The sequence below is a fragment of the uncultured Amnibacterium sp. genome (assembly GCF_964245895.1).
Lineage (GTDB): Bacteria > Actinomycetota > Actinomycetes > Actinomycetales > Microbacteriaceae > Amnibacterium.
The window spans coordinates 1-23,245 of sequence record NZ_CAXTOQ010000004.1 but is presented as its reverse complement, the minus strand read 5'-3'; the positions used below and the strand labels follow the sequence as shown (position 1 = coordinate 23,245).

The 23,245-nt window shown below is 74.2% G+C and carries 18 protein-coding genes; 5 read left to right on the top strand and 13 right to left on the bottom strand.

Annotated features, from left to right (window positions below; all coding sequences use genetic code 11):
- The first annotated feature begins 37 nt into the window (after positions 1–37).
- From ACFE60_RS01410 to ACFE60_RS01400, 3 genes are all read left to right on the top strand, one after another.
- Positions 38–832: an SDR family NAD(P)-dependent oxidoreductase gene (locus ACFE60_RS01410; protein WP_375387047.1), complete on the top strand. Its 795-nt coding sequence runs from the start codon at positions 38–40 to the stop codon at positions 830–832.
- Complete coding sequence (locus ACFE60_RS01405) at positions 829–2,205, top strand: FAD-binding oxidoreductase (RefSeq protein ID WP_375387046.1); 1,377 nt, start codon at positions 829–831, stop codon at positions 2,203–2,205. Before ACFE60_RS01410 ends, ACFE60_RS01405 begins: the two co-directional genes overlap by 4 nt.
- Positions 2,206–2,311: 106 nt before the next feature.
- The gene (locus tag ACFE60_RS01400; protein WP_375387045.1) at positions 2,312–3,703 is read left to right on the top strand and encodes an FAD-dependent oxidoreductase; all 1,392 of its coding nucleotides are present in this window, start codon (positions 2,312–2,314) and stop codon (positions 3,701–3,703) included.
- Between the two features lie 21 nt (positions 3,704–3,724).
- On the opposite strand, the gene ACFE60_RS01395 is transcribed toward ACFE60_RS01400, so the two are convergent.
- Positions 3,725–4,366, bottom strand: a complete 642-nt coding sequence (locus ACFE60_RS01395) for a TetR/AcrR family transcriptional regulator (RefSeq protein WP_375387044.1) — start codon at positions 4,364–4,366, stop codon at positions 3,725–3,727.
- 80 nt (positions 4,367–4,446) lie between these two features.
- Positions 4,447–5,763, bottom strand: a complete 1,317-nt coding sequence (locus ACFE60_RS01390) for an MFS transporter (RefSeq protein ID WP_375387043.1) — start codon at positions 5,761–5,763, stop codon at positions 4,447–4,449.
- A gap of 235 nt (positions 5,764–5,998) precedes the next feature.
- On the opposite strand from ACFE60_RS01390, the gene ACFE60_RS01385 reads away from it, so the two are divergent.
- Positions 5,999–8,644: a family 78 glycoside hydrolase catalytic domain gene (locus ACFE60_RS01385; RefSeq protein ID WP_375387042.1), complete on the top strand. Its 2,646-nt coding sequence runs from the start codon at positions 5,999–6,001 to the stop codon at positions 8,642–8,644.
- Positions 8,645–8,708: 64 nt separating this feature from the next.
- Here the strand turns inward: ACFE60_RS01385 and ACFE60_RS01380 are convergent, their stop codons facing one another.
- From ACFE60_RS01380 to ACFE60_RS01345, 8 genes are all read right to left on the bottom strand, one after another.
- Positions 8,709–9,599, bottom strand: a complete 891-nt coding sequence (locus tag ACFE60_RS01380; protein WP_375387041.1) for a nucleoside hydrolase — start codon at positions 9,597–9,599, stop codon at positions 8,709–8,711.
- Positions 9,596–10,828: a family 1 glycosylhydrolase gene (locus ACFE60_RS01375; protein WP_375387040.1), complete on the bottom strand. Its 1,233-nt coding sequence runs from the start codon at positions 10,826–10,828 to the stop codon at positions 9,596–9,598. The genes ACFE60_RS01380 and ACFE60_RS01375 overlap by 4 nt, the downstream gene beginning before the upstream one ends.
- Before the next feature lie 46 nt (positions 10,829–10,874).
- A complete protein-coding gene (locus ACFE60_RS01370) occupies positions 10,875–11,753 on the bottom strand; it encodes an alpha/beta hydrolase fold domain-containing protein (protein WP_375387039.1) in 879 nt (292 codons plus the stop codon).
- Positions 11,754–11,770: 17 nt separating this feature from the next.
- The gene (locus tag ACFE60_RS01365) at positions 11,771–14,389 is read right to left on the bottom strand and encodes a glycoside hydrolase family 78 protein (protein WP_375387038.1); all 2,619 of its coding nucleotides are present in this window, start codon (positions 14,387–14,389) and stop codon (positions 11,771–11,773) included.
- 109 nt (positions 14,390–14,498) lie between these two features.
- Positions 14,499–15,518 (bottom strand): oligopeptide/dipeptide ABC transporter ATP-binding protein, encoded by a 1,020-nt coding sequence (locus ACFE60_RS01360; protein WP_375387037.1) that lies wholly within the window; start codon positions 15,516–15,518, stop codon positions 14,499–14,501.
- Positions 15,515–17,512: a dipeptide/oligopeptide/nickel ABC transporter permease/ATP-binding protein gene (locus tag ACFE60_RS01355; protein WP_375387036.1), complete on the bottom strand. Its 1,998-nt coding sequence runs from the start codon at positions 17,510–17,512 to the stop codon at positions 15,515–15,517. The genes ACFE60_RS01360 and ACFE60_RS01355 overlap by 4 nt, the downstream gene beginning before the upstream one ends.
- Positions 17,509–18,450, bottom strand: a complete 942-nt coding sequence (locus tag ACFE60_RS01350; protein WP_375387035.1) for an ABC transporter permease — start codon at positions 18,448–18,450, stop codon at positions 17,509–17,511. Before ACFE60_RS01350 ends, ACFE60_RS01355 begins: the two co-directional genes overlap by 4 nt.
- 72 nt (positions 18,451–18,522) lie before the next feature.
- Positions 18,523–20,097 carry an ABC transporter substrate-binding protein gene (locus ACFE60_RS01345; RefSeq protein ID WP_375387034.1) on the bottom strand — a complete coding sequence of 525 codons (1,575 nt, stop codon included), beginning with the start codon at positions 20,095–20,097 and terminating at the stop codon, positions 18,523–18,525.
- 142 nt (positions 20,098–20,239) lie between these two features.
- Here ACFE60_RS01345 and ACFE60_RS01340 point away from each other — a divergent pair, with 142 nt between their 5' ends.
- Positions 20,240–20,857: a TetR/AcrR family transcriptional regulator gene (locus ACFE60_RS01340; protein ID WP_375387033.1), complete on the top strand. Its 618-nt coding sequence runs from the start codon at positions 20,240–20,242 to the stop codon at positions 20,855–20,857.
- Between the two features lie 25 nt (positions 20,858–20,882).
- On the opposite strand, the gene ACFE60_RS01335 is transcribed toward ACFE60_RS01340, so the two are convergent.
- The 3 genes from ACFE60_RS01335 to ACFE60_RS01325 all read right to left on the bottom strand — a co-directional run.
- Positions 20,883–21,722 carry a fumarylacetoacetate hydrolase family protein gene (locus tag ACFE60_RS01335; RefSeq protein ID WP_375387032.1) on the bottom strand — a complete coding sequence of 280 codons (840 nt, stop codon included), beginning with the start codon at positions 21,720–21,722 and terminating at the stop codon, positions 20,883–20,885.
- A gap of 100 nt (positions 21,723–21,822) precedes the next feature.
- On the bottom strand, positions 21,823–22,701 hold the full coding sequence (locus tag ACFE60_RS01330) for a fumarylacetoacetate hydrolase family protein (protein WP_375387031.1): 879 nt from the start codon (positions 22,699–22,701) through the stop codon (positions 21,823–21,825).
- Positions 22,702–22,719: 18 nt separating this feature from the next.
- Positions 22,720–23,245, bottom strand: a 526-nt coding sequence (locus ACFE60_RS01325) for an SDR family NAD(P)-dependent oxidoreductase (protein ID WP_375387030.1), incomplete at its 5' end; no start/stop codon positions are given.

Genomic DNA, 23,245 nt, shown 5'->3' with positions numbered 1-23,245 from the left:
CGACGCCCGCAGCGCAGCGGGGAGGGGAGGGACCGCGATGCCGGACTCCGGAGGCGCCGCCCTGATCACGGGCGCCGCGAGCGGGATGGGCGCCGCGTTCGCGCGGCACGTCGTGGAGCACGGCGGCCGGGTCGTGCTGGTCGACCGGGACGCGGGGCCGGTGCGGGCGCTCGCGGACGAACTCGGTCCGAAGGCGCTCGCCGTCGCGGCCGACGTCGCCGACGAGTCGTCCGCGGCGGCCGCGACGGCCGCCGGCCTCGAGCGCTTCGGGTCGATCGACCGGTACTTCCTGAACGCCGGCATCGGGTCGGCGACGCCCCTGATCGACGAGACCGTGGAGGGGTTCGATCGCATCATCGCGGTCGACCTGCGCGGGGTCTTCCTCGGGCTGCGGGCGGCGCTGCGGCACGCGCGCGACTCCGGCCGGCCGGCCGCGGTCGTCGTCACCGCGTCGACCGCCGGGCTGAGCGGCTCGGACCTCGCGGCCTACAGCGCCGCGAAGCACGGCGCGATCGCCCTGGTGCGGACCGCGGCGGTCGAGGGCGCGCCGCTCGGCGTGCGCGTGAACGCGATCGCCCCCGGCTCGATCGGCACGCCGCTGATGGCGGCGATGGAGGCGCGGCTCGGCGGCGGCCCGCGCGCGGCCGCGCTGCTGCACGCGACCACCCCGCTCGGCAGGGCGCAGGGCCGCTACGGCACGGCGGAGGAGGTCGCGGCCGTCGTCGACTTCCTGCTCGGCCCCGCCGCCTCCTGGATCACCGGCACGGTGGTGCCCGTGGACGGCGGCGTGCTCGCCACCGATCCGTACCGGCTGCCGGAGACGGGGCCGTGAGCCCGCCGGACGCCTCCGCGGTCGCGCGGCTGCGGGAGCGGCTGCGCGGCCCGGCCGCCGGCCGGCTCGACGGCGCGTACGCGGCGCTCGTGGCCCCGCCGTTCCCGAACCCGCTGGTGCCGTGGGAGCCGGACGTCGTCGTCGCGGCGGCCGGCGTGCGGGACGTGCTCGAGGCGGTGCGGTTCGCCCGCCGGCACGGCCTCGCGGTCGCGATCCGGTCGGGCGGCGTCGGCTGGCTCGGCGCCCCGCCCGACTCCCTGCTGCTCGATCTGGCCGCGCTCGACGGCGTGCGGGTCGATCCCGTCCGCCGGCGGGTGCGGGTGGAGGGCGGGGCGATCTGGCGGGAGGTCGCGCACGAGCTCGCCGCATTCGGTCTGGCTGCCGCCGGACCCCAGTTCCCGCGGCTCGGCGTCGCCGGTCACGTGCTCGGCGGCGGCCACGGCTGGCTGACCGGGCTGCTCGGCTGGGCGTCGGACACGCTCGTCTCGGTCGACGTCGTCACGGCGGACGGGCGGCTCGTGCACACGAGCGCCGAGGAGGAGCCGGAGCTGTTCTGGGCGATGCGCGGCGCCGGGCACGGGTTCGGCGTCGTGGTCGGGCTCGAGCTGCGGCTCGTGCCGCTCGAGGAGGTGACCTTCGGGCTCCTCTGGTTCCACCCCGACGCGACCGTCGATGCGCTCGGGGCGGGCCGCGAGCTGGTGCTCGGGGCGCCCGACGAGCTGACCGCCATCGTGTCCGCCGCGCAGCCGCCGGCGTCCTGGACCGGTCCGGCGTCGCTGCGCGGCCGCGGCGCCGTCCACCTGCTCGTCTGCCACAGCGGCCCGGCCGCGCAGGCGGAGGCGGACCTCGCCGTGGTGCGCCGCCATCCCGCGGTCGTCGCGGACGGGATCGCGCGGATCCCCTGGCCCGCCCTGTCCACCGCGCCCGACGTGTTCCCCTCCGGCGTGCACCGCTGGACGCGGATGCACCACGTCCACGACCTCGGCGACGAGGTGATCGGCATCACGGACCGCGCCGTGCGCGGCCTGTCCGCATCGAGCTTCATCTCGCTGCACCACTACGGCGGCAGGCTGGCCAGGGTGGATGAGGACGGGACCGCGATGAGCCATCGCGACAAGCCGTGGAACCTGGCCGCGACCGCGAGCTGGGGCGCCGTCGAGGACGGGACGCGCCTGCGCGCCTGGCAGGACGGGTACCTGCGCGAGCTCGAGGCGCACGCGCACGACGCGTACTACGTGAACTACCTGAACGACGAGCCCGAGCACGTCGAGGCCGCGTACAACCCGCGGACCTGGACGCGGCTCCGGCGGCTCAAGCGGGTCTGGGACCCGGAGAACCTGTTCCGGGTGAACCAGAACGTGCCGCCCGCCTGATCGCCCGCGCCCGCGTTGCCGCCCGGACCGCGTCGAGCTACGGTCGACAGAGCGATGAGACGCGCTTTCGCCAGACGGAAGCGCGGCGGACGGAAGGCGGTCGGCGATGGAGCCGGAATGCGATCTGCTGGTGGTCGGTGGCGGCGTCGCGGGGGCGAGCGCGGCGATCGCCGCCGCGGACCTGGGGCTCGACGTCCTTCTGATCGAGAAGACGGGGCGGCCGGGCGGCTCGGCGCTGTGGTCGGGCGGCAACCTGCTCGACCTGCAGGGCCCGGGCGCGCTCCCCCATCTGCGATCCCTGTCCTTCGGTCGGACCGACGACGCCGTGCTGGGCGCCTACGCCGACGGGCTCGCCGGGCTGCGCGGGCGGCTGGAGTCGCTCGGCGCGCGCACCGAGGACGTGCCGTGGCTGCCGCACTGCTGGCCGCACCTGCCCGGTGCGGAGAGCGTCGCCTACTACCGCGTCGCCGGGGCGGAGCCGGCCGGGCCCGCGCTATGGGGCGCGCTCGCCCGGGCGCTCGACGACCGCGGCGTGCGGGTGCGGACGCACGCCGCGCTCGCCCGGCTGACGACCGAGCACGACCGGGTGACGGGCGCGCGGATCGCCACGGCGGACGGCGAGCAGGTCGTCCGGGCCCGCGCGGGCGTCGTGCTCGCGACCGGCGGGTTCGAGGCGTCGGCGGACCTGAAGGCCGCGTACCTGCCCGTCCCCGATCTCGTCCCGGTGGCCGGCGACGGTAACACCGGCGACGGGCTGCGCGCGGCGCAGCAGGTGGGCGCCGCGCTCTGGCACATGAGCACGTTCTTCGGCTTCTGGGCGTTCCAGCCGCCGGGTGGCGCCTCCGCGATCCCCGTGCTGCCGCTCGGGCGCGGCTTCCTGCTCGTCGACGCCTCCGGCCGTCGGTTCCACGCCGAGGCGGGCCGGGAGGCGCACGACCTGCTGCGCCCGGTCGGCGACGTGCTGCCCGGCCGCGACGTGGTCCCCTCCCTGCCCGCGACGCTGATCGTCGACGACGCGCTGCTCGCCGCCGGGCCGCTCGCCCCGTTCCCGGCGCCGGACCGCGCCCCGTGGAGCGCGGACAACGACGCGGAGCTCGATCGCGGCTGGTTCGTCACGGCGGACTCGCCGACCGAGCTGGCGGCGGCGCTGGGCATGGACCCGGCGACGCTGACCGCGACCGTCGAGGCGTTCGAGACCGCGGCGGAGCAGGGCGGGGACGCCTTCGGGCGCGATCCCGGGACGATGGCGCCGCTGACCGGTCGCCTGCACGCGCTGCCCGTGTGGCCGGGCGCGGCGACGACCTCCGGCGGTCCGCGTCGGGACGCGGGCGCGCGCGTGGTGCGCTGGGACGGCTCCCCCGTTCCCGGGCTGTTCGCCGCGGGCGGCCTGGGCAGCGTGTGGGGCCACCTCACGCATCACGGCGGCGGGCTCACCGACGGACTGGTGTTCGGGGCGATCGCCGCGCGCAGCGCTGCGGAGGCGATGACCCGCCGGTGACGCGGGTGCCGCGGCTGCCGCTCAGGTCGCGACGCCGAACGCCCTGGTCCAGATGCGGGTGAGGCGGTCGACGAGGGAGTCGCGGTCGGCCGGCGTCGGCGCACCGCGCATCAGGTCGTAGAAGTTGCGCTCCGACATCAGGATCAGCGTCATCACCAGCCGCTCGGCCTCCCGCACGTCCCGCGCCTCCGGCACGGTGCCGACGCGCAGCAGCAGCGCGACCGTCGGGTCCCGCACGACGGCGAAGTTCTGCATCGTGCGCTGGTACACCTCGTCGACCGCCGCACCCAGCTCGAACGCGGCGACCTGCACGGCGCCGTGGTCCCACCACAGCGTCGCGGCGGCCTCGATCGTGGCGCGCACGGCGTCGGCCGGGCGCTGCTGCCGCTCGGGCGCGAGCACCGCGGCGATCTCGGCGTTGAAGTGCTCGACCGCCCGGTCGATCACGCTCGCGAGCAGCGCCTGCTTGGACGCGAAGTAGAAGTAGAAGGCGGCGCGGGAGATGCCGACCGCCTCGGCGAGCCCCGCGACGGACGCGTCCGCGAACCCACCGCCGACGAGCAGCGCCTCCGCGGCGTCGAGCAGGGCCCGCTCCCGCAGGTCGCCCTTGGCGGGACGCTCCCCGCGCGGCACCCGCCGCGGGGCGACATCGGGTTCGGCCATCCGGCAACTCTAGGAAGTGCTGCGCTGCGGAGGCCGCACGCACGGGACGGGTCCCGCGATCGCGGGACCCGCCCCCCGCGTCAGCGCACCCGGCGGATCGGCAGGATCAGCACCGCGCCGACGATGCCGGCGACCGCACCGAGCAGGAAGAGCGCGGAGTAGTTCTGGTCCGGCGGCGCGGGGCTGAGGGCGCCGATGGCCAGCACGACCGGCGCGATCAGCGGTGTGACCGCCATCGGCAGCGTGCTCGCGAGGTTCATGATCCCGAGGTCCTTCGCCGGGTTGGTCGGGTCGGGCAGGATCTGGGTGACCAGGGCGATGTCGACCGAGAAGTACACGCCCTGGCCGATGCCGACCACGAGCGACGCGATCATGAAGGACGCGAAGTCGTGCGCGTTCGCGGCGAGCACCAGGCCGATCGCGAAGATCACCGCGGCGACGATCACGAAGGGCTTGCGGCGACCGACGCGGTCCGAGACCTTGGCGGCGATCGGCGCGAACACGAGCGCCCCGACCACGAGCGCGACCGTCGTCAGGAACACGCCGCTCGCGACGCTGACGGCGTCGAAGCGCAGCCGGAAGATCAGGTAGAAGACCTGGTACGCCTGCAGCGCGGCGACGCCGAAGTAGATGAGGAACCGGCTCCACCACGCGAGGGCGAAGTTCGGGTAGCGCACCGGGCTGACGAAGAACGTGCCGAGGGCCTGGGTCCAGCCGAAGTGCGGGCGCTCGTCGGCCGCGAGCGTGCGATCGGACAGCCGGAACGCGAGGAGGACGGTCCCGATCACCGCGACGACGGCGGGCAGGACGATCTGCAGGGTGAGGCTGCTCGCCACGGCGGTCGCGATGCCGAGGCCGACCAGGGCGCCGAGCGGCAGGCTCAGCCCGACGACGGCGGAGGCGGGTCCGCGCCGCAGCGGCTCGAACTGGTCCGCGATGGTCGCGGTGACGGCGACCATGACCGAGCTGTAGGCGACGGCGGTGATCACGTCGGACACGATCAGCAGCGGCACGTTCGTCGACAGCAGGATGCCGACGGCACCGATCGCGAACAGCGCGGCGCCGAGCAGGAGGAAGGGGCGGCGCCGGCCGAGGCGCGACGTCGTGCGGTCGCTGATCCGGCCGAGCGCGGGGAAGGCGACGAGCCCGGCCAGGCCCGCGATGCCGACGACGACGCCGAGGATCGTCGTCGCGTTGTCCGGATCGATCTCCTTCGCCTTGAGCGCGAGCGTCAGGACGGCGGGGACCAGGCTGCCCATGCCGGCGCCGATCGCCGCGAACGCCGTGAAGAAGAGGTACCCGCCGCGCGGGTTCGTCCAGCCGCCCGGAGGGGCGCCGGCCGGGTCGGCGAGCACCGGATCGAGCCGGTCGCCGTCGTGGACGCGTGAGTCGGTCATGCGTGCTCCTTCGCTCGCGATGCACGCCGTCGGCCCTCGGTCGGTCGATGAGCCGGCTGGTCGCGCTGCGTCGGTTGTACCAGACCGCTCCGCTTTTGAGAATCACTTTCGTTTGACAAAAGAGCGGTATCACCTGGGCTTATGACCGTCCTGTGCGGTCGGAGCCGCATCTCCGCCCCGCTCGAGCCGTCCGGGTAGACTGCGATACCGACTTCCACCGACCGAAGGAGCTCGGATGGCGGACGACCTCGGCACGCCGACCCGCCTGCGGACCGAGCACCTGCAGGACCCGATCGGGATCGACGAGCCCGCTCCGCGGCTCTCCTGGGTGCTGCCCGCCGGCGCCTCCCGCCAGGACGCCTACGAGATCGAGACCCGTCGGCGCGGCGGCGTCGCGACGACCGGGCTGGTCCGATCCGCCGAGTCGGTGCTGGTCCACCCGCCGATCCCGCCCGCCGCGAGCCGGGAGCGCGTCGGGTGGCGGGTGCGGGTCTACACCCCGGAGGGGCGCTCCGCGTGGTCGGCCTGGGCGTCCTGGGAGTGCGGGTTGCTCCACGCCTCGGACTGGACCGCGCGCTGGATCGAGCCCGCCGAGGAGGACCCGGTGGCGCCCGGGAGCCGCCCGACGCACTGGTTCCGGACGGTCCTCCCCGCGAGCCGCGGCCCCGCCTCCGCCCGGCTGCGGATCACCGCGCACGGGATCTACGAGGCGTGGATCGACGGCCGCCGGGTCGGGGACGCGGAGCTGACGCCCGGCTACACCCAGTACGACCGGCGGCTGCAGGTGCAGACCTTCGACGTGACGGACCTCCTCGCGGCGGAGGCGGAGCACGTCGTCGAGGTCGAGGTGTCCGACGGGTGGTGGCGGGGCCAGGTCGGCCTGTTCCACGCCACGGACCAGTGGGGAGCCCGCACCGGCCTGCTCGCGCAGCTCGAGCTGACGGACGCCGACGGCACCCTCCGCACGGTGGTCACCGGCGACGGCTGGACCTCGGCGCCCTCGCGGCACCTCGCCGACCTGATCGAGGGCGAGACCCTCGACCTCGCCCGGCCGGGTCCCCGGGGCGCCCGGCGGCCGGTCGCCGTCGCGGGCCACGGCGTCGCGGACCTGGTCGCCTCCCCCGCCCCGCCGGTCCGCCGCGTGCAGGACCTGCCGGCGCGGAGCGTGCGGCGGGTCGGTACGGGGCAGGTCGTCGACTTCGGGCAGAACGGCAACGGCTGGGTGCGCCTCCGCGGGCTCGGCGCCGCCGGCTCCCGCCTGACGCTCACGTACGGCGAGGCGCTGGATCCGTCCGGGGACGTGACGCAGGTGAACATCGTCCCGGACGTGCCGATGCTGCCGCACCCCCTGTCCGCCGGCCAGGTCGACCACGTCCTCGTCGGCGACGACCAGGACGCTGTGGCGGAGCCCCGCCACAGCACGAAGGGGTTCCGCTACGTGCGCGTGGAGGGGCTCGATCACGAGCTGGCGACTGGCGACATCACCGCGGTCGTCGTGCACACCGATCTCGAGCCGCGCGGGACGTTCTCCTGCAGCGACGAGCGCCTCGACCGCCTGCACGAGGCCGCCGTGTGGAGCTTCCGCGGGAACGCCTGCGACATCCCGACGGACTGCCCGACCCGGGAGCGGGCCGGGTGGTCGGGCGACTGGCAGCTGTTCCTGCCGACCGCGGCCTTCCTGTTCGACGTGGGCGGCTTCGCGCTGAAGTGGCTGCGCGACTTCGTCGTCCACCAGGACGCCGACGGGGCGCTGGCGAGCACGGCTCCCGAGCCGCCGTTCGAGGGCGCCGGCGGACCGGTCGGCATGATGCGCGGCTCGGCGGGCTGGGGCGACGCGATCGCGATCCTGCCGTGGGAGCAGCACCTGGCGACCGGCGACGTCGACGTGCTCGCGGAGGCGTGGCCGGCGCTGGAGCGCTGGCTGGAGCGGGCGATGACCGCGGCGCGCGACCACCGGCACCCGACGCGCGAGGGCGCTCCGCTCGACCACGAGCCGTACCTGTGGGACACGGGCTTCGCGTTCGGGGAGTGGCTCGAGCCGGAGCCGGAGGTCGAGCGCCTCGGCTTCCCCGCCTTCCTCGCCGCGGACAAGAGCGACGTCGCGACGGCGTACCTGCGGCACTCGACGCGGCTCGCCGCCCGGATCGCGACCGCCCTCGGGCGCGATGAGGACGCCTCCCGGTACGCGGCCTACTCGGAGCGGGTCGCGGTCGCGTGGGCGACGGAGTTCGTCGGCGCCGACGGGCTGGTCCTGCCCGCGAACCAGGCGAACTGCGTCCGCGCGCTCGCCTTCGACCTGGTGCCCGCCGCGGCGAGGGCCGCGATCGCCGCGCAGCTGGCGGACCTGGTGCGCGACGCGGGCGGGCACCTCACCACCGGGTTCCTGTCGACGCCGCTGCTGCTGCCGGTGCTCGCCGACGCCGGTCTGGCGGAGCTCGCGTACGACCTCCTGCTGCAGGACTCGTGGCCCAGCTGGCTCGGGATGATCGACGCCGGCGCGACCACGATCTGGGAGCGCTGGCAGGGCTACGACGCGGACGGGATGCCGTCGCAGTCGCACAACCACTACTCGAAGGGCGCCGTCATCGGCTTCCTGCACCGGTACACGGCAGGCATCCGGCCGCTGGAGCCGGGCTACCGCCGCTTCGCCGTCCGGCCGGTCCCGACGGCGCGCCTCGACCGGGCGGAAGCGACCCACGACTCGCCGTACGGCCGCATCCGCAGCGCCTGGCGCCGCACGCCGACCGGCATCCTGCTGGAGGTCGAGGTGCCGCCCGGCGCCACCTGCGAGGTCACGCCTCCGGGCGGCGCGACCGTCGTGGTCGGCGTCGGCACCCACCGCTTCGGCGAGTCCGGCACCCCCGAGCCGCGTCCAGCCTGACCCGAGCACGACAGCAGGAAGAACCGAGCACGTCGGCAGGAAGAATCCTCTTCGACAGGAAGAACTAGCCCGATTCTTCCTGCCGAACGTCGTTCTTCCTGCTCAAGTGCTCGCGCTGCTCGCGCCGTGCGGCCTCATGGAGGCGGAGGCGGGCGAGCAGGTCGCCGAGGACGAGGCGCAGGTCGACCTGCGTGCACACCCGGTGCTCGCCGGGCGAGGGCCGCGCCTCGAACGTGCTCGACGCGTCGGTGAGCGCGGTGAGCAGGATCGGCGGGCTGTCGCCCAGCGCCCACGTGCCTCCGACCGGCATGCCCTCGGGGATCGGGAGCGTGACGAACCGGTCCCACAGCCACCGGCCGACGACCCCGGAGCCGCCCAGATCGTGCTCCAGCTCGGCCCGCGAGACCGCGCACCGCTCGTATGCCTCGAGCGGGAACGAGCGGAGGCGGAGCCCCGGCCGCGCGAGCACCTCGTCGGCGGCTGCGCGGTCGGTCTCCCGGTTGTACTCCCACGCGTCCGCCGCGAGCGTGCCGCCGACCCAGACGAGCGTGAGGCGGTCGACGACGTCCGGCGCCAGCCGCAGCGCCTGAGCGATGTTCGTCAACGGCCCGCCGCACACCACCATCAGCGGCAGCGGGTCGTCCCGCCGGGCCTCCGCCACGATCGCGAGCGCAGCGGCGCCGGGCGCCTCCGCGTCCTGGAGCGGCCGCTCGGCGCCCGCGAGGACCGGGATGTCCTCCGATGCGCCGATCAGCCCGAGCAGGTCCCGAGCGAGCTCGGCCCCGCGCCGGGCACCGGTGCCGAGCGGCTCGAACACCGGGTTCAGGAACGAGCTCGTGACCAGGTCGACCCGGTTGGTCGGCGACAGGAGGTGGTGAGCCAGCGCCACGAGCCCGTCGGGGTCGCCCGCCCAGTCGTTGTCGAGCACCACCCGGCACTGCGGGCCCGGGCTCATGCCGACAGCGCCCGCACCAGCCGCGAATACTCCCCCGCGCTCGGCTTCGCGGTGCGCGCGAAGGTCGTCCGGTCGACCGCGTGCAGACCGAGGAAGCTGTGGAAGCCCGAGATCCACTCGAAGTTGTCCATCAGCGTCCAGTGGCAGTAGCCGAGCACCGGCACGCCGTCGTCGATCGCGTCGAGCAGCCCTTCCAGGGCCGGCTCGAGCACGCCGAGGCGCACCGCGTCGTCGTCCGTCGCGACGCCGTGCTCGGTGACGAGCACCGGCACCTGCGCGACCTCGAAGGTGTAGCGGACCGCGCCGCCGAGCGACGCCGGGTCGACCGCGGAGCCCATCTCGTTCAGCACCGATCCCTCCGCCACCGGCAGCGCGCCGTCCGGCCCGTAGTGGATGCGCTCGTAGTTCTGCACGCCGACGAAGTCGTCGTCCCGCGCCAGCTCGAGCCAGTGCTGGTAGCACTCGGCGCGCTTGCGGTCGCGGACCGTGGGGTCGCCGGCGGCGACGTCGTCGATCACCGCGATCGAGAGCCCTACCGGCAGATCCGGGCGCCGCGCCTTGATCGCGGCCTTCCCGGCGAGGTGCGCGCGGGTGAGGCCCGCCTCCATCGCGTCGAAGTCCTCCGGCGCCACGACGTTGCCTGCGCGGTACCGCTCGACCCCGGCGGCCTCGGAGGCGGCGGCGAGGGTCGCGCGCTGCAGGTCGATCGCCGGCTGCGGCAGCACCCAGGAGAGCAGCCGCGGCAGGTTCGGCTCGTTGAAGGTCACGGCGAGCGCGATGCGGTCGCCGAAGCGCTCCATCACGACGTCGCAGAACCGCGCGAAGCGCGCGGCCGCGCCCTCGTCGAGCCAGGAGGCCTGCTGCGCGAACCAGTGCGGCGCGGTGAAGTGGCTGAACGTCACCACCGGGGCGAGGCCGCGGGCGACGCAGCCGTCGACCAGCGCCTCGTAGTGGTCGAGCGCGGCTGCGTCGAAGCGCCCCTCCTCCGGCTCGATGCGCGCCCACTCGACCGAGAAGCGGTACGCGTTCAGCCCCATCCCGGCCACGAGGTCGAGGTCGGACTCCCACAGCTGCCAGCCGTTCGCGGCCTTCCCGGACGGCTCGCGGAACACGCTCGGGGTGACGTGCTCGAGGAACCAGGTGTCGCTGGCGGTGTTGTCGCCCTCGTTCTGGTGGCCGGCGGTGGCGACGCCCCAGAGGAAGTCGGCGGGAACGGTTCGGGTGGTCATGCGGGGCTCCTGGTGGTTCGTGGCGCGGGTGCGCCGGGGAGGTGGTTCAGAGGGCGGCGGCGAAGCGCGCGACGGTCCGCAGCGCGGCGGCGTCGCCGACCTCGTTGAGGAATCCGTGCAGCGCCGCGCGCTCCGTGCGGATGGCGACGTCGACGCCGGCGAGCGCGAGCTCGGCGGCCCACGCCTCTGCGGAGGTGCGCAGGCGGTCCCGCTCGGCGGTCACGATCACGGTCGGCGGCAGGCCCCGCTGGTCGTGCCCCGCCGGGAAGGCGGTCGGATCGGCGAGCAGCGCCTCGTCCCCGACGGAGTTCCGGTTGAAGGCGCGGGTCTGCTCCGGCGGGAAGGTGAGCATCGCCGGCAGGCCGACGAGCAGCGCCGCCAGCTCCTCCCCCGCGGGCGGCAGCTGCGAGTGCAGCACCGGGTAGGCGAGCAGCAGGGCGGCGGGCGACGCGCCACCGCGGTTCCGGAGGCGCACCGCGGCCCCGGCGGCGAGGTTGCCGCCGGCACTCGCCCCGCCCAGCCCGACCCGCGCGGGGTCGCCGCCGAAGGACGCGGCGTACGCGACCGCCCAGTCGAACGCGGCGACGCTCTGCAGCGACGCGACCGGGAACCGGGCCCGGGGCCCGGCGGCGGCGATCTCGGCCTGGATCTGCTCCGCGGACGGCATGCCCTCCGGCGCGTCCGCGGTGTCGAGGTCGGGCAGCGCGTCGAGCGGGGCGAGCGTGTAGTCGACCGACACCGCCGTGACCCCGTGGTCCCCGAACCGCTTCGCGACCTCGTCCGCCTCCGGCATCTCGATCGAGCCGAACATGAACGCCCCGCCGTGCAGCCAGACGACGACCGCGCCGGTCGGCTCGGCGGCGGGGTAGACCCGGACGCGGAACGTGAATCCGGCCGCCTCGAGCGGGACGTCGTAGGGGGTCATCCGGGCTCCTTCGGTGGTCATGCGTCGGGGCTCCAGTGCAGCGCAGGCGCCTGCACCGCGGCCGGCACGGCGATGGTGCGCTCGTACCGGTGGCGACCGGATCCCACGAGGATCGGTGCCTCGCCCGTCGGCAGCAGGACCTCGGCGGAGGCGTTCGGCGGCACGACCACGTCGAGCGCGAAGGCGTCCGCCTCCACCGTCCACGACACGGCGGCGCGGCCGTACGGCGTCTGGTGCGCCGCGCTCGCCGCGGTGATGCCCGGACCCGGGCGCGGGGCGATCCGGATGCGCCGGTACCCGGGCTCCGCGGGCGCCAGCCCGGCGACGACGCGGTGCAGCCAGTCCGCCACCGCGCCGTACGCGTAGTGGTTGAACGAGGTCATGTCGCCGGGGTTGATGGTGCCGTCGGGCAGCATCGAGTCCCACCGCTCCCAGACCGTCGTCGCGCCCATCGTCACCGGGTACAGCCACGACGGCTGCTCCCGCTGCAGCAGGAGGGCGTAGGCCGCCGCAACCGATCCGGTGCCGGTCAGCGCGTCGGCGACGACCGGGGTGCCGAGGAAGCCGGTGCCGATGCGGAACCCGTCGGCGGCGACCTGCTCGGCCAGCAGCCGGCCGGTCTCCGCGCGCTGCGCCTCGTCGACCAGCCCGAACTCGAGCGCGAGCGCGTAGGCGGTCTGGGAGGGGTACGCGACGCGGCCGTTCGGGGTCACGTACTCGCGGCGGAACCGCTCGGCGGCGCGGTCGGCGAGGTGGGCGAACCGCGCGCCGTCGCGGCCGAGCACCGCCGCGGCGTCCGCGACGATCCGCGCCGAACGCGACAGGTACGCCGTCGCGACCGCCTGCCACGGCACCCGAGCCGCGCCCGGGTTCTCGGGCGGCGCGATCGGGTCGAGCCAGTCCCCGAACGAGAAGCCGCCGCCGGGGAAGTCGAGGTCGGCGCCGGCTCGCGCGGCGAAGACGTCGATCCAGTCGGTCATGCTCCGCCACTGGGCCTCGAGGACGGCGACGTCGCCGAACCGCTGGAACAGCACCCACGGCACGACGACGGCGGCGTCGCCCCAGCCCACCTCCGCCCCCGGCTCGAACGGCAGCAGGGGCAGGAACGGCACGTAGATCGGCACGTTCCCGCCCGCGTCCGCCTGCTCGACCGCGAGGTCCGCCAGCCACGACCGCAGCATGCCTGCGGTGGCATACAGGAAGGAGGCGGTGGGCGCGAAGACCTGCAGGTCGCCGGTCCAGCCGAGCCGCTCGTCGCGCTGTGGGCAGTCCGTGGGCACGTCGAGGAAGTTCCCGCGCATGCCCCACACGACGTTCTCGTGCAGCCGCTCCACCTCCGGGTCGGAGCACGCGAAGGTGCCGGTCCGTTCGAGGTCGGTGTGGATCACGACCGCGGTGAGGTCGGCGGGCGCCGGGCCGCCCGGCCACCCGGTCACCTCGGCGTAGCGGAAGCCGTGGAAGGTGAACCGCGGCTCCCAGACGCGGGGACCGCGTCCGTCGAGGATCACGGTGTCCGTCGCGCGGGCGGCGCGCAGCGGCCGGGTGCCGAGCTCGCCGTGCTCCAGCACCTCCGCGTGCCGGATCGTGATCCGGGTGCCCGCGGGCCCGTCGGGCAGCGCGAAGCGGATGCGGCCGACCAGGTTCTGGCCGAAGTCGACGAGGGTCGCGCCCGACGGGGAGGCGAGCACCCGCTGCGCCAACACGAGCTGCGTGCGCCGCACGGGCGGGCCGGTCGGGGCGACGAGCACGGTCGGATCGAAGGGGGCGACCTCGACGGGCGCCCAGGCCGCGGCGTCGAAGCCGGCGCGCGCCCAGCCGGGCGCCTCCAGCCGGGCGTCGAACGTCTCGCCGCTGTAGAGGCCGGCGCTCACGGTGGCGCCGGTCGCGGAGCGCCACGAGCCGTCGCTGCCGACGGTGGTGCGCGTGCCGTCGGCGTGGTCGATCTCGAGCTGCAGCAGCAGCCCGGTGCGGTCGCCGTAGTGGGCCCGCGTGCCGGTGAAGCCGACGTACCCGCGGAACCAGCCGTCGGCCAGCTCCGCGCCGATCGCGTTGGGGCCGTCGACGAGCAGCGCGGTGACGTCGTGGGTGCGGTAGCGCAGGCGGTGCCGGTAGCTGGTCCAGCCGGGGGCCAGCACCTCGTCGCCGACGACGGTCCCGTTCAGCGCGACCTCGACGACCCCGTGCGCCGTCACGTGGAGGCGGGCACGCACGACCTCGCCTCCGAGCTCGAACTCGCGGCGCAGCTGCACCACCGGCTCATCGACGCCCTCGGGCAGCACCGGCTGGATCAGCTGCGCGGTCCAGTCCGCCGGTTCGAGCAGCCCCGCCTCGACGACGGTCGGGTCGCTCCAGCCGGAGGCCCCGCCGTCGCCCCATACGCGCACGCGGATCGACCGGCGCTCGCGGCTGGCGAGCGGCGGCGCCACCCACGCGACCAGCACCGACTCGTCGGAGTCGACGCGGCCGGAGGACCAGGGCTCGCCGCCGTCGGGCGTGATCTCGAGCTCGTAGGCCGCCTGCCGCCAGTCCGGCGCCTCCGTCGCGGTCGTCCAGGAGAGCCGCGGCCGCGCCTCCCCGATCCCGAACGGCTCCCGGTGGTGCTCGACCGTCACGGCGGTCATGGTCACTTCGGACATGCGATCCCTTCGTGCGCCCGGACGAACGCGGAGTTGCCACTTCTTGCACCCGACACGCCGCCGGACCCGCAGAAAGTGGCAAGTCCGCGGTCCGAGCGGCGGCGACCGGTCACAGGGCGGCTGCTTCCGTGGGGTGGTGGCATGCGCTGCGCGTGCCCGCGACGTCGCGGAGGGGTGGGCGCTCGGCGCTGCAGATCTCGGTCGCGAGCGGGCAGCGCGGCACGAAGGGGCAGCCGGTCGCGGCGGGCTGCGCCGCTCCCGCGGACCCGATCCCGAGCGACTCCCGCGCGGTCCGGCGCGCGAGCTGCTCCGCCGGCCGCGGCACCGGCGCGGCCATCGTCAGCGCGACCGTGTAGGGGTGGTTCGGGTGCTCGTTCACCGCGGCGACCGGCCCCTCCTCCATCACCTGCCCGCGGTACAGCACGACGGTCCGCTGCGCGAGGAACCGCACGACGCCCAGGTCGTGCGCGATGAACAGGAACGCGAGCCCGCGCTCGTCCCGCAGGTCGGCGAGCAGGTTGAGCACCGTCGCCTGGGTCGACAGGTCGAGCGCGCTGACCGGCTCGTCGAGCACGACCACCTTCGGGTCGCAGACGAGCGCGCGGGCGATCGCGATGCGCTGCCGCTGCCCGCCCGAGAACTGGGAGGGGAACCGGTCGATCACGTCGGCCGGCAGCCCCACGGACTCGAGGCCCGCGCCCGCGCGCCGCCGCGCCTCCGCCGCGCTCGCGCCGAGCAGCCGCAACGGTTCGGCGAGCGTCTGCCCGATGGACCTGGCCGGGTTCAGGGAGGAGTACGGGTCCTGGAACACGACGCGCAGGTCCACCGCGAGGGTGCGGCGCTCCTTCAGCGAGGCCTTCGTGATGTCGCGCCCGTGCAGCAGCACCGTGCCGGAGGTGGGCGGCTGCAGCCCGAGCACGGCCTTGCCGATCGTCGACTTGCCCGAGCCGGACTCGCCGACCAGGCCGAGGGTCTCCCCCGGCGCGACCCTGAAGCTGACGCCGTCGATCGCGGGCGGCGCCTGCCGCGCCTTCCGGCCCGAGCCGTAACGGACGACGAGGTCGCGCACCTCCAGGGCGGCCAGGCCGTCCTGCGGGACGACGGAGGTGGACGGGGCGACGGCGGTCATGCTGCTCCCTCGACGACGACGGTCTCGGCGCCGGGCTCCTCCGCGGTCCAGGCGGCGCCGGCCCGGACCAGCTCGGGCACCCGGATGCAGCGCACGATGCCGTCGCCGTGCGCGGGCAGCGGCTCGAACGGGACGCGGCACCGCGCCTGCGCGAACCGGCAGCGGCTGGCGAACCGGCACCCGGCCGGCCAGGAGCCGGGCGACGGGACGGTGCCGGGGATGGAGGCGAGGCGCAGCGGCACCGGCTCCCCCTCGGGCAGGTGGGGGTTCGCGCCGAGCAGCGCCATCGTGTACGGGTGCTCGGCGTCGCCGAGCGCCTCCGCGGTCGACCCGGACTCGACGACCTCGCCCGCGTACATCACCGCCATCTCGTCGCAGATGTCCGCGACGACGCCGAGGTCGTGGCTGACCAGCACCATCGCGAGGCCCTGCTCGCGCACCAGCGCGCGCAGCAGGCTGAGGATCTCCGCCTGCACGGTCACGTCGAGCGCGGTCGTCGGCTCGTCCGCGACCAGCAGCTGCGGCTCCCCGGTGAGCGCGAGCGCGATCGCGACGCGCTGCGCCATCCCGCCGGACAGCTGGTGGGCGTAGCTGGCGAGCACCCGGTCGGCGTCGACGATGCCGACCTGCCCCAGCAGCTGCCTGGCGATGTCGCGGGCCTGCCGCCGGTTCACCTTCCGGAAGCGCCGGATCGGGCCGATCAGCTGGTACGCGATCGAGAACACCGGGTCGAGCGCGACCATCGGCTCCTGCGAGATCATCGCGATCTCCCGGCCGCGGATCCCGTTCAGCTCCCGCTCCGACAGGCCGACCAGGTCGCGTCCGCGCCAGAGGATCGCGCCGCTCGACACCCCGACGCCGTCGGGCAGCAGGCCCAGCAGCGAGCGCGCGGTCATGGTCTTGCCGCAGCCGGACTCCCCGACGAGCCCCAGCACCTGGCCCGGCCGCAGCGCGAAGGAGACCCCGGTCACGAGCGCGGGCCCGCCGTCGACCGAGACGCCGAGGTCCTGCACCTCCAGCACCGCGGCGGCGTCGGCCGGGGCGGCGGCGGAGGCGACCGCGCGGCGCCGCACCGGCTTCGCCTCCCGCTCCCGCGGCCCGGCGATCGCGTCGGCGAGCGCGTTCGCCGCCACGACGGTCAGCGCGAGGATCAGGCCGGACGGCACCATCAGCCACGGGTCGTCGTAGACGTGGCCGGAGGCGTCGTTGATCATGACGCCCCAGCTGGGCTGCGGCTCGGCCGGGCCGAAGCCGAGGAAGGCGAGGCCGGAGACGACGAGCAGGCCGATGCCGAACAGCTGCGCCGCCTGGACGGCGATCACGGTGCCCATCGCGGGCAGCACGTGCACGAGGTTCACCCGCACGGACGCGAGCCCGTTCACGCGGGCCGCGTCGACGTACAGCCGCTGCCGCACGGACTGGGCGACGCCGAGCATGATCCGGTAGACGGCCGCGGAGATCAGGATGCCGAGCACGATCATCACGAGGTAGGTCTGCGGGCCGATCACGCCGATGACGGCGAGCAGGATGATCGTGCCCGGCAGCGCGAGCAGCACCTCCGTCGACCGGCTGACGGCCTTCTCGGTGAGCCGCCCGCGCTCGGCGGCGAGCAGCGCGAGCGGCACCCCGATCGCGAACGCCACCAGCACCATGAGCGCGGAGGCGAGCAGCGGCTCGGCGCCCGCGGTGAACAGCCGGGACAGCAGGTCGCGGCCCAGCTTGTCGGTGCCGAGCCAGTGCGCCGCGGACGGCAGCTCGAGCCGGTGGGCGAGGTCCTGGTCGTCGACGGCGTACGGCCGCCACAGCGGCGCGGTGAAGGAGAGCAGGAGGACGGCGACCAGCCAGGCGGCACCCGCGATGCCGCCCGGCCGGCGCAGGGCAGCGGGCAGCCCGCGGCGGCGGCGCGCGGTGACGGCGACCTGCGGCCCTCCGCCGGGCGAGGCGGGCGGGATCGGGTCGTCCGGCGCCGGGTGGATCGGCACGGTGGCGGTCATGCGTTCCTCAGCTTCGGGTCGAGGGCGGCGATCACGAGGTCCAGCAGCAGGTTGATGACGACGACCACGACCGTCGCGACGATCACGACGGCGATCAGCGACGGGAAGTCGTGGGAGGAGACGGCGGCCTGGCTGGCCTGCCCGAGCCCCGGCAGGGCGAACAGCGTCTCGACGATGACCGACCCGCCGAACAGCGAGATGAACTGGATGCCGAGCACGGACACGACCGGCAGGCTCGCGAGCCGCAGCGCGTGGATGTACCGGATGCGCCAGGTCGCGGTGCCGAGCGCCCGCAGGGTGCGGATGTGCTCCTGGTTCAGCGCCGCCCGCATGCCGGCGCAGGCCGTGCGGGCGATGATCGCCGCGCCGCCGAGCGTCAGCGCCGCGACCGGCAGCACGAGGCTCGCGGCCCAGCCGCCGACGTCGTCGGTGAAGGCGACGTAGCCGGTGGCGGGCAGCACGGCCAGCTGGATGGCGAAGACGAACACGAGCAGGATGCCGACCCAGAACGGCGGCAGGGAGAGCACGACGCCGCTGCCCGCGTTGATCAGGCGGCTGACCCGGCCGCCGCGGACGGCCGCGGTGACGCCGAGCAGCACGCCGAGGACGCCCGAGAGGATCGTGGCGAACAGGGCGATCGCGCCGGTGACCGGCAGCCGCGCCGCCATGTCGTCCGCGATCGAGTGCCCGTCGATCAGCGAGGTGCCGAGGTCGCCGCGGACCAGGTGCGCCAGGTAGTCGAGGAACTGCACCGGCAGCGGCCGGTCCCAGCCGAGCTCGCGGTTCTTCGCCGCGATCTCCGCCGCGGTCCCGGACGGCCCGAGCACGACCGCCCCGGGGCTGCCGCCGGCCGCGTGCACCAGCAGGAAGCTGATCAGCACCGCGGCGAGCACCGTCACGATCGCGAACGCCAGCCGGCGCGCGATGTACAGACCCATGCTTCCTCCTCGAAGACGGGATCGGACCGAGGTCGTCCTCCTCCGGCCGTACGGGCCGGAGGAGGACGCCGGCTACTTCGCGGGCGTGATCTGGGAGAGCAGCAGGTAGCCGTTCGTCCCCGAGTACACCGGCTCGTTCACCTTCTCGGCGTTGTAGCCGTAGGTGATGTAGCTCTCGTAGAGCGGGATGTACCAGCCGTCGTCGGTGATCGCGGCGTTCAGCTGCGTGAGGGCGGCGGCCTGCGCGTCGCCGGTCGCGCCGAGCGCGGCGCCGAGCGGCTTCTCGATGTTCGGGTCCTTCGCCTGCTGCAGGTTCATGAACCCGCCGTACACCACACCGGCGACGAAGCCGGCGGGCTGGCCCCCCACCCCGAACGGCCCGAAGAGCAGCGGCGTGGTGCTGACCGCCGCGAAGGCCGCGTCCGTGGAGGTGACGATCTTGAAGTTCAGCTTCACGCCGATCTTCTGCCACTGCTTCTGGACCGCGATCTCGTCGTCGGTCGGCTGACCGAGCACGACCAGGTCGATCGAGAAGCCGTCGGGGTAGCCGGCGGAGGCGAGCAGCTGCTTCGCCTTGGCCGGGTCGTAGGCGTACTTCGTGTTGAGCGCGGCGTCGAAGCCCGGCGCCTCGGAGGGGAACAGCTGCGCGGTCGCCTTCGCGGTCGGGTGCAGGTCCTTCACGAGCGCGTCGCGGTCGGTGCCGTAGTTCAGCGCCTGCCGCACCTCCACCTTCGCGAACGCCTTGTTCGTCTTGCCCAGCTTGTCCGCGACCGGGAAGCCGACGATCGTGCCGCCGTTCTGAGCGACCTTCTGGCGGGACTTCACGAGGTCGACCGTGGAGGCGTCCAGCTGGCCGGCCACGTCGACCTGGCCCGAGACGACCGCGTTCGCCAGCGTCTGCGTGTTCGTGATCACCTTGAACACGACGGTGCTGAACGGGTAGTCCTTCGCGTGCCACGACTTCGTGTTCTTCACGAGCGTGTAGGTGCTGCTCTTCGTCGTCTTGGCCGTGTCGAGCGTGTACGGGCCGGAGCCGTCCGGCGTCGTCTTCAGCGACGCCGCGTCCGCGAGCCCCTTCGGGCCGACGATGATGCCGGCCTCGTCCGTCAGGTTGTTCTGCCCGGTCGCCTGCGGCTTCGCCCAGGTGATCGCGACGGTGGAGTCGTCCGGGGTGGCGATGGACTTGATCTCGGCCGCGCCGCCCGCGGCCAGCGCGCCGTAGGCGACGAGCGTCTTGTCGGAGCGGCGGTCCAGGTTGTCCTTGACGACCGCCGAGGTCAGCTTCGATCCGTCCGTGAAGGCGACGCCGGAGCGCAGCTTCAGCGTCAGCGTCAGCTTGTCAGCGCTCGTCGTCGCGCTGGACACGAGGCTCGGCTGCGCCTGGCCGGTCTTGTCCGTGACGAAGAGCGAGTCGTAGATGCCGTTGAAGAAGGTCGACTGCCCCTGCGAGTAGAGCAGCGGGTCGTAGCCGTTCGGCGCGTTGTCGGCGTTCACGCCGAAGGTCAGCGTCGACGAGTCCTTCGAGCCCCCGCCGGCGCCGCCGCTGCTGCAGCCGGCGAGCGCGAGGGAGAGGGCGACGCCGACGGCGGCTGCGGCCACGAGCGGACGCCGCGTCGAGCGGCGAGTGGTCCGCGGGAGGGTCTTCATCTGCACGTGCACCTTTGCCTCGTGGTCGGTCCGGTGCCGACGCTTGAATCGTTCTACCACAAAGTTCAACCAATGAGTATTACTTTCATTTGTCGAAAGTTGAGGCTTCCGCTGCGCGGAGCGGGCACGGCAGGATGGCCGGATGGAGACCACCACGACCGCGCTGCCCAGCCCGGCCCCCGGCACGGCCCGCGCTCGCTACGCGAACGGCGAGCGCCGTCGCGAGCAGCTGCTGGCCGCGGCGATGGAGGTCTTCGCGGAGCAGGGCTTCGGCCGGACCACCCTGCGCGCGATCGCCGAGCGAGCGGGCACCGGGCACCTGAGCCTCATCCACCACTTCGGTTCGAAGGAGGTGCTGTACCAGCGGGTGCTGGAGCGCCGCGTCGAGCTGGACCGCGCCGCGCGGAAGGCGGTCGGGGCCGACGCGGACGTGGCGTCGATCGCGCGCGTGATGATGCGCCGGAACGCGGCCGTCCCCGGGATCGTCCATCTCGACACGGTGCTGACGGCGGAGGGGATCGATCCCGCCCACCCCGCTCATCGCTTCATCAAGGACCGCCAGGAGGACTTCGTCGCCGAGGTGACGCCCGCCCTCGCGGCGCAGCAGCGGGACGGCCGCATCCGCGCGGACGTGGATCCCGCGATCGCGGCGATGCAGCTGCTCGCGCTCATCAGCGGCATCCAGGCGCTGGGGCTCTACGACGGCGAGCTGGACGTGGAGCACCACGTCCAGGAGTTCCTCCGCCTCCTCGAGCCGTAGCCGTGCCCTCCCCCGGGGCCGGGACTCAGTCGCGGAAGCGCGTCCGGATCGAGCCGAGCCCCTCGATCTCGCTGACCAGCACGTCGCCGGCGCGCAGGAAGCGCTTCGGCGTGCGGGCGTTGCCGATGCCGGAGGGGGTGCCGGTGAAGATCAGGTCGCCCGGCAGCAGCGCGCAGACCGCGGACAGCCGCACCAGCAGCTCGGGCACGTCGTAGATCATGCGCGAGGTGCGGCTGGACTGCAGGGACTCGTCCCCGAGCCGGCAGGAGATCGCGAGGTCGTCCGGGTCGGGCACCTCGTCCGGCGTGACGAGGTACGGCCCGGTCGGCCCGAAGCCCTCGTGCGACTTCGCGAGGCTGAACTGCGGGCGGCCGCCCTCCAGCTGCGCGGTGCGCTCGGACAGGTCCTGGCCGATCGTGAGCCCGGCGACGTGGTCCCACGCCGCCTCCCGGGTGACGGCGCGCGCCTCCCGGCCGATCACGACGACCAGCTCCACCTCCCAGTCGACGGTGTCCGTCGGCAGCGCCACGACCGCGTCCGGCCCGGTGAGGCAGGTCGGGAACTTCGTGAACGTGACGGGCGCGGAGTCGGGCGGGTAGCCGGCCTCGTCGGCGTGCTCCCGGTAGTTGATGCCGATCGCGAACACCTGCGGCGGGCGCGGGACGGGCGGGCCCAGCTGCTCGGTCGTGAAGCGCACGTCCGCGGCCGGAGCGGCCGTCGCCGCCCACTCCGTGAAGGCCGCCCAGTCCGCGAGCACCGCCTGCGGGTCGGGCCCGAACCGGCCGTCGCTCGCCGTGGCGACGTCGGCGCCCGCGCCCTCCTCCGTCACGAGCACGGCGCGGCCGTCGACGTTCGCGAGCCTCATCGGGCCGCTCCCCCGCCGAGCCCGGGCGGGTTCGGACGTTCCGGGCGCGAAAACACGCCCGGAATGTCCGAAGTCGCCCGGGATCGCGGCGCGCGGCGCGTCATCCCTCGACCGAGACGGCGGGCTTCGGCTCCTCCGTGCCGTAGGCGTCCTGCCACGACACGACGCGGTTGCGCAGCACGCCGACGCCCTGCACCTCCGCCTCGACGACGTCGCCGGGCTGCAGGTAGAAGTCGAAGGGGTTCGGCTGGATCGCCGCGACGCCCGACACCGTGCCGGTGGTCAGCAGGTCCCCCGCGCTGTAGCCCTGCGGGGAGTGGAAGGCGACCAGCTGCGGCAGCGTCAGCTTCATGTCGTTGGTGTTGCCGGTCTGGCGGACCTCGCCGTTCACCCGCAGCTCCATGGACAGGTTCTGGGCGTCGTCGATCTCGTCGGCCGTGACGATCCACGGGCCGATCGGGCAGAACGTGTCGATGCCCTTGCTGAACGAGAAGACGCCCGACTTCATCTCGCGGCGCTGGATGTCGCGCGCGGTGATGTCGTTGAACACCGTGTAGCCGGCGATGTACGACTCCGCCTCGTCCGGCCCGAAGAACTTGCCCTTCTTGCCGATCACGACGGCGAGCTCCAGCTCGTAGTCCAGCTCGTTCGTGAGGTTGGCGGGGTAGACGATGTCGTCGTCCGGCCCGATCACGGCGTCGACGTTCTGGAAGAACACGATGCCCTTGTGCACCGGGTGCGACCAGTTGACCGCCGTCAGCTCCTCGTGGTGGGAGGCGAAGTTGCCCGCCGTGTGGAAGAACTTCTTCGGCTGGATGGGGGAGCGCAGACGCACGTCGGCCAGCTGCAGGCGCTCCCCCGTCTCGCGGACGTCGCCGCCGCGCTCGAACCACTCGCGGGTCGACGGCACGTCGAGCTCGATGACGTCGTCCCCCTCCAGGCGGCCCACGCGGCCGGCGTCGAAGGTGATGAGCTTCATGTCGATCCTTCCCGGCGCCTACGCGCCGACCATGTTGAACCCGCCGTCGGCGAGCATGTACGAGCCGGTCAGATGCGCGGCCTCGTCGGTCGCGAGCCACAAGCAGGTGCCCGCGACGAACTCGGGCGGCGGGATGACGCCCATCGGGGTCTGGGACAGCAGCACCTCGCGGCGGCCGCTCTTCCAGTCGGCGCGGTTCAGCAGCCGCTCGGTCTCCATGAAGCCCGGGGCGAAGGTGTTCACGCGGACGGCCGGGGCGAGCACCTTCGCGTAGGACTTCGTGATGCCGAGGATCGCGTACTTCGCCGCGGCGTACTGGGGGGCGCGGGGCGAGCCCCGCACGATCACGGTCGAGCCGACGTTGACGATGCTGCCGTGGCCCTGCTCGAGCATCCGCTCGCCGAACTCGTGCGTCATCAGCAGCGTGCCCTTGACGTCGACGTCGACCACGGCGTCGAGCGCCTCCTGGGTCAGGTCGCGCCACGACATCTGCTCGCTGGAGACGTCGCCCACGTTGTTGACGAGCACGTCCAGGCCGCCGAAC

Coding starts and splice junctions, on each gene's coding strand:
- ACFE60_RS01340 (WP_375387033.1), top strand. CDS start 20,240: ATGGAGACCACCACGACCGCGCTGCCCAGCCCGGCCCCCGGCACGGCC.
- ACFE60_RS01380 (WP_375387041.1), bottom strand. CDS start 9,599: ATGAGCCCGGGCCCGCAGTGCCGGGTGGTGCTCGACAACGACTGGGCG.
- ACFE60_RS01395 (WP_375387044.1), bottom strand. CDS start 4,366: ATGGCCGAACCCGATGTCGCCCCGCGGCGGGTGCCGCGCGGGGAGCGT.
- ACFE60_RS01385 (WP_375387042.1), top strand. CDS start 5,999: ATGGCGGACGACCTCGGCACGCCGACCCGCCTGCGGACCGAGCACCTG.
- ACFE60_RS01390 (WP_375387043.1), bottom strand. CDS start 5,763: ATGACCGACTCACGCGTCCACGACGGCGACCGGCTCGATCCGGTGCTC.
- ACFE60_RS01350 (WP_375387035.1), bottom strand. CDS start 18,450: ATGGGTCTGTACATCGCGCGCCGGCTGGCGTTCGCGATCGTGACGGTG.
- ACFE60_RS01355 (WP_375387036.1), bottom strand. CDS start 17,512: ATGACCGCCACCGTGCCGATCCACCCGGCGCCGGACGACCCGATCCCG.
- ACFE60_RS01360 (WP_375387037.1), bottom strand. CDS start 15,518: ATGACCGCCGTCGCCCCGTCCACCTCCGTCGTCCCGCAGGACGGCCTG.
- ACFE60_RS01400 (WP_375387045.1), top strand. CDS start 2,312: ATGGAGCCGGAATGCGATCTGCTGGTGGTCGGTGGCGGCGTCGCGGGG.
- ACFE60_RS01370 (WP_375387039.1), bottom strand. CDS start 11,753: ATGACCCCCTACGACGTCCCGCTCGAGGCGGCCGGATTCACGTTCCGC.
- ACFE60_RS01410 (WP_375387047.1), top strand. CDS start 38: ATGCCGGACTCCGGAGGCGCCGCCCTGATCACGGGCGCCGCGAGCGGG.
- ACFE60_RS01365 (WP_375387038.1), bottom strand. CDS start 14,389: ATGTCCGAAGTGACCATGACCGCCGTGACGGTCGAGCACCACCGGGAG.
- ACFE60_RS01375 (WP_375387040.1), bottom strand. CDS start 10,828: ATGACCACCCGAACCGTTCCCGCCGACTTCCTCTGGGGCGTCGCCACC.
- ACFE60_RS01335 (WP_375387032.1), bottom strand. CDS start 21,722: ATGAGGCTCGCGAACGTCGACGGCCGCGCCGTGCTCGTGACGGAGGAG.
- ACFE60_RS01345 (WP_375387034.1), bottom strand. CDS start 20,097: ATGAAGACCCTCCCGCGGACCACTCGCCGCTCGACGCGGCGTCCGCTC.
- ACFE60_RS01330 (WP_375387031.1), bottom strand. CDS start 22,701: ATGAAGCTCATCACCTTCGACGCCGGCCGCGTGGGCCGCCTGGAGGGG.